Source organism: Pseudanabaena sp. BC1403 (genome assembly GCF_002914585.1).
Lineage (GTDB): Bacteria > Cyanobacteriota > Cyanobacteriia > Pseudanabaenales > Pseudanabaenaceae > Pseudanabaena.
On record NZ_PDDM01000057.1, the window covers coordinates 1 to 5561 of the forward strand.

Genomic DNA, 5561 nt, shown 5'->3' on the forward strand with positions numbered 1-5561 from the left:
TTCGCTGTAATAACCCAAAATTATTCCTTTTTTCTCTTTGTCTGAGCTTATCCTAATTTGCACAAGTTATTTATTTTTCATTCCTTAATAGTATTTTGTAGTCCACTTCAGTGGACTTGAGCTTTTATCCAAGAACTTGAGTTCTTGGTTTATTTACGTAAGTCCTAATAGTAGAAAAATTTTGAAAACTGATAGATTGAGTGTTAAAAGCTCTAAAAATCAACCGAATCTATGAAACTTGCCTTTATTATTGATCCGATCGCTAAACTCGATCCTGCCCATGACACTAGCGTAGCGCTGATGGAAGCAGCTTGTCGCAAGGGGCATGAGGTATTTATTACAAATATGAATACGTTGAGTGTCAAAGATGGCAAAGCATGGGCTTTTTTGCAATCCACCAAGATCTATCCTGTGCCACTAGTAGATGGTAAATGGCAAGTTCCAAATCCTTGGTATGAAGTCGCAGAAGGGAAATTTCAGCCTTTAGAAGATATGCAATTTGTGTGGATGCGTCCCGATCCACCTGTAACTACAGAATATCTCTATGCAACTTATATTCTTGATTACGTTGATGCCAGCAAAACTAAAGTTCTCAACTCGCCCCAAGGTATTCGCGCTGCCAACGAGAAAATGTATGCTCTGCAATTTACTAAGGCAATTCCTAAGACGATTGTGACTGCTGATAAAGGTACAATTCGCGAATTTGTTGCGGCTGAGGGTAAGGCTGTCATGAAACCATTGGGCGGTAAAGGCGGCGAGGGGATTTTGTTTTTGGAAATGGGCGATCGCAATATGAATTCGATGATCGAAATCAGTACGAATATTGGTAAAACTCCTGTGATGGTGCAGGAATATCTGCCCGATGCACAGAAAGGGGATAAGCGGATTATTTTGCTGGATGGCGAACCAATTGGCGCAGTCAATCGTGTTCCCCAGTCAGGAGAGTTTCGCGGCAATATGGCGGCGGGTGGCAGTGCAGTTCAAGTCAATATTACCGATCGCGAGCGGGAAATATGCACTCAACTTGCCCCAACCCTAAAGCGTGATGGCTTAATGTTTGTTGGTATTGATGTCATCGGTGGCTACCTCACCGAAGTCAATGTCACTAGCCCCACAGGTGTCCGTGAAATTGATCGCCTTGATGATGTGTGTTTAGGCGATCTGGTGATGGATTGGCTGGCAACCTTCGCATAAAACCCAAAAAGACAAATTGCCCGCGTAGCGGGCAATTTGTCTTTTTGGGTTTTATGTTTTAGTAGCTTATTGCAAACTTTGACTAGGTTAGAATTGCTATAGAACATCTATAGCAATTCTTTGAGAAATGTCCTTTTTATCTATGAAGTTTTTTAGCTCAGAATTTATGCAAAAAGTTAAAGTTCACGTCAAAGTCTGGACGCGATCGCTTGCCGCAGTTTCCTTAGTTGCGATGATCGTATTTGGTGGTGCTCACGAAGCTTTTGCCAAACGCTCAGGTGGTCGAATGGGTGGCAGCTCCTTTAAATCTGCCCCTAGCCGTTCTGCGCCATCCAATTCAGGATATAGCGGCAGCAGTTACAACAACAACTATGGCGGTGGAATTCCCTTCATTTTTTGGGGTGGCGGCGGTGGCGGCGGACTGTTTACGATCTTACTATTGGTGATCGTTGCAGGTGCAGTCATGCAAGCATTCCGTGGTCGGGGTAATGGCGAAGGCATTACTGGCATGGATAGCAAAGTTAGTGTTGCTAAAATCCAAGTTGGTCTACTCTCCTCAGCACGATCGCTGCAACAAGAGTTAACTCGTCTAGCTCTGGAGTCGGACACTTCCTCCGTTGAAGGTTTAGCCACTGTCACCCGCGAAACTGCTATCTCCTTGATGCGTCATCCAGAATATTGGGTCTATGTCAGCAGTGCCAATGAAAATACCAAGTTTGCCCTTGCTGAGCAAAAGTTTAATAGCTTGGTGATGTCTGAGCGCAGCAAACTCAATGCAGAAGTATTGAGTAACGTCAGTGGTCGGGTATTGCAAGGCAAAACTGCTACATCTTTGCCTAGTGCAGGTAGCCTAGACCTCGAAGCTCCAAGCGAATATATTGTGGTTACGCTTTTACTTGCAGTTGCGGGTGATAGCCTCAGCAAATTGCCTCCTTTACGTTCTACCGCAGATTTGCAGTCAGCTTTATCAGCGATCGGTTCTGTGCCTGCGGATAACCTGTTGGCAGTAGAGGTACTGTGGGAGCCCCAGTCTGAGGACTATACCCTCACAACTGATGAGGTGCTAACCATATATCCTGATCTTGTCAGAATCTAGTTTTGTTGGACTCTTTGAGTCCACCGATAGCAAAAAATTAAAGGGTCGCTATGCGACCCTTTAATTTTTTTTGGTTTAAAGATTTACAAAATCTCTTTCAAAGCTATGGTGTTAAGCGTCAATCTGTGGTATCACTTACCAGTATTATTTTTTCTTATTTTTTCTGAGACAAGTTTAAAGTATTGTGATTCGGCTAAGATAGCGCTAAAAACTTCACAATTTGATTATAAATTCGGGTATGGCAAAGAGCGCATGGTTAATAGAGTGAATAGGATCGACATATGATGCAGAGTACAGATAATAAATATACAAATAGCTCAGAGCAGCCTTATGTAACTCAAGACGTTGATGCTTATACAGACAACGTTGATAACTTAATGGACGATCTGTTTGGAGATGTCGAATCCACGCTCCATGTTGATTACACTAAGCAGCGATCGCTTAGACAAAAAAATTCACAAACCAAGCAAAGCAAAACATCATCTCCCTATGCTTCTGTGCAAGCCTCAAGCTCAGACATAGTAGCAATTCCTAAACTTGACACCTCCGAAAAAGATCTGTCAACATCAAAAGATACTGTCAGTATTACCAAACTTAATGTTGCTGATATTGCTTTACCACCCATCTCTAAACAAGATGTGCTCTGGATTCAACCCTACATCATGCGGAATCCAGAGCCGACCAGCAACCTGCCCCCAACACCACCCGAACTAGTAGTTCCCAAATACAACCTAATCGATCGTCTCTTGCTGGTCTTTGCTTGCAGCTCCGCACTAATTGCCGCAGTAATGTGGACAATTAATCATGGAATTTGGCTAGGTAGGCAATCAGTTAATGTTGCTCAGGTCTCATCTAAAGACAATGGTACTAATAAAGCTTTTGGCGAAGAAGTAAAGCGGATGTTGTCGGAAGTAGTAGACAAAAATCGCGCGATCGCAACTAATGCCAATAACACCATTGGCAGCAATATGCCCCTTATGGCTGCACCCCTAGTCGGCAATATGCAATTACCTGTGGGGACAAATAATCCTTTTGTGAATGGGTTGCAGCAGCCTATGTATGTGCCTGTGTATCAACCTCCTGCTTTAAGCAATAGTGGTAATTCTCCCTCTCCTCTTGCATTGCCACCTGCCACATCAAATAACTCAATTGATGTGGCTAACTCTGCGACAATGGCAAGACCAAATGCCGTATCTCCTCAAGTTACTGCTGCACCTGCGCCATCATATACATTGATAGGTGTACTTGATTTAGGCGATCGCTCTACCGCAATGCTTGATATAAATGGCTCTGTCCAATCTATTGGACTAGGCAAAGCGATCAACAATACAGGCTGGATTTTATCCCGTGTTAGTCAGCAAGAGATCATCCTCAAGCGCGGTAAGGAAACGAAAACTATCTTTGTTGGGCAAAAATTCTAATATAGTCCTAAAACCAAACGAGAATTGCGGCGCGAAGCGCCGCAATTCTCGTTTGGTTTTGGCTATGCCAATGTTGATATTGGGTTACAATTTTTCTGGAAAGCGCCTAAAACATCTGAGGAAAGTATATGGGGTTAATAGAGGATATATCTCGCTTTTTAGAGACCCGCCTAGAGGAGTTTATTCGCAATAACCCACAGATTGAGTTGCAAATCCTCGAAGATAAATTGCGGCAACAAGAAGAAGAAATAGCGAAACTAATAGTTAGCTCGAAACTGGAGGAGAAAAAACTCCAAGATCGGATTCTGGAAATCGCCGAAGAAATTCGCGTCTGGCACGATCGCACTGTCAAAGCAGAATCCTTTGATCGTCCTGACTTAGCTGGTGCAGCTAAAGAACGTGAAGCTGCGCTCTTGCGCCAAGGTAACCAAATCTGGGCGCAGATGGAACTTGTCAAAAAACGAGCCACTGATAGTCAAACGCTACAGGTGCAGATCCAAGAGCGGCGCAAAGAAGTTCAAGCCAAAGTCGCTGAGGCTGCCAAAACTGCCAAAGCAAAATCACCAACTAGTACTCCTTTAAATTGGGACAATCTCTATACTCCGCCCTTTCGAGATCCTAACGATAAGTTAGAAGAAACTTTTCGGCGTTGGGAAATGGATGAAGAACTCGAACGCCTTAAACGCAATATGGGCAAATAAAACCCACAAGAAAGGGGACGCAAAGCGTCCCCTTTCTTGTGGGTTTTATTTTTTGTTAGCTAGTAAAATTTGCTAACCATCATGCTATGATAGGAAAGCGTCAAAAACGCAACGGGATGTAGCGCAGCTTGGTAGCGCACCACTTTGGGGTAGTGGGGGTCTTGGGTTCAAATCCCAACATTCCGATTTCATAATAAAAAAGCAGAGAAATTGCCTTGCAATTTCTCTGCTTTTTTATGTAGCTAATATACTTGCTAAATCCTCTGGAACTAGTCTTATATTCTGTTTTTTTATTTCTGCCAATGACAGCCATCTTGCCGTAAATTTTGTTTTTATAGAGCTTTCATAACAAGTTAGCTCTTCTTTTTCATACCAAGACTTATCTACAAACTCAGCGTCATAGACAAACACAACTTCATGTCCTTGTTTGCCTTCGTAGACAAATATATTCTCGATTACCTTAATCAGGTGCAGATTCTCTACTTCGATAGATATCTCCTCATCAATTTCACGTAACATCGCTTCTTGGCTGCTTTCTCCAAACTCTATCCCTCCACCTAATGGACGGCAAAAATAGTCCTGCTTGATTGAGTCAAAGCATTCCGACACTAAAATTTTGTTGTCTTTGCGGAATAAGCAAATGGAAATCGGTCTGATGCATTGAGGATTATCCATAGGTCTAAATTTCGTGATTTGTGATGCCGATCGCAAATTACCACACTTAAGATTACAGGAACAAGAACTGGTGATTGCAGTCCTAATATTTATACAAAGATATTCTCAATGTTATAGAAAAAACTTTTTACATTCCAACAATTATGATTCTCAATTCCCTGAATGAAGCTCGCTCTATTGAAGTTATGACCATCGCTGGTAGAGCGCGCGGGATTATCTTCTTAGGAAAAACTTTTGTCGCTGATAAATCCTATGACATCTTAGATGATGCGATCGCGGCTAGTAAGAAAGCTTTAGACTTAGGTGTTGCTGTAGTCATCACACCTGATGAAGATCAATTCCGAGTTTGGATACTATTACCCGATCAAATGATTCTTCAAGCTGCTTAGGAATGAAAAATAAATAACTTGTGCAAATTAGGATAAGCTCAGACAAAGAGAAAAAAGGAATAATTTTGGGTTATTACAGCGAAGA

6 protein-coding genes and 1 tRNA gene are annotated in these 5561 nt (G+C 42.4%); 6 read left to right on the plus strand and 1 reads right to left on the minus strand.

Going from position 1 to position 5561, the window contains the following annotated elements:
- Positions 1–231 precede the first annotated feature (231 nt).
- The 5 genes from gshB to CQ839_RS24430 all read left to right on the plus strand — a co-directional run bounded on the left by gshB (position 232) and on the right by CQ839_RS24430 (position 4598).
- On the plus strand, positions 232–1194 hold the full coding sequence (gshB, locus tag CQ839_RS24410) for a glutathione synthase (protein WP_103670908.1): 963 nt from the start codon (positions 232–234) through the stop codon (positions 1192–1194).
- A gap of 166 nt (positions 1195–1360) precedes the next feature.
- A complete protein-coding gene (locus CQ839_RS24415) occupies positions 1361–2290 on the plus strand; it encodes a DUF1517 domain-containing protein (RefSeq protein ID WP_258040874.1) in 930 nt (309 codons plus the stop codon).
- A gap of 281 nt (positions 2291–2571) precedes the next feature.
- Positions 2572–3711, plus strand: a complete 1140-nt coding sequence (locus CQ839_RS24420) for a hypothetical protein (protein ID WP_103670910.1) — start codon at positions 2572–2574, stop codon at positions 3709–3711.
- Positions 3712–3839: 128 nt separating this feature from the next.
- Complete coding sequence (locus tag CQ839_RS24425) at positions 3840–4412, plus strand: TIGR04376 family protein (protein WP_103670911.1); 573 nt, start codon at positions 3840–3842, stop codon at positions 4410–4412.
- A gap of 112 nt (positions 4413–4524) precedes the next feature.
- Positions 4525–4598: transfer RNA gene (locus tag CQ839_RS24430), tRNA-Pro, on the plus strand.
- Between the two features lie 48 nt (positions 4599–4646).
- Here CQ839_RS24430 and CQ839_RS24435 read toward each other — a convergent pair.
- Entirely contained in the window at positions 4647–5087 is a 441-nt protein-coding gene (locus CQ839_RS24435; RefSeq protein WP_103670912.1) for an NUDIX hydrolase, read from the minus strand.
- 143 nt (positions 5088–5230) lie between these two features.
- On the opposite strand from CQ839_RS24435, the gene CQ839_RS24440 reads away from it, so the two are divergent.
- Positions 5231–5476, plus strand: a complete 246-nt coding sequence (locus tag CQ839_RS24440; RefSeq protein WP_103670913.1) for a hypothetical protein — start codon at positions 5231–5233, stop codon at positions 5474–5476.
- Positions 5477–5561 lie beyond the last annotated feature (85 nt).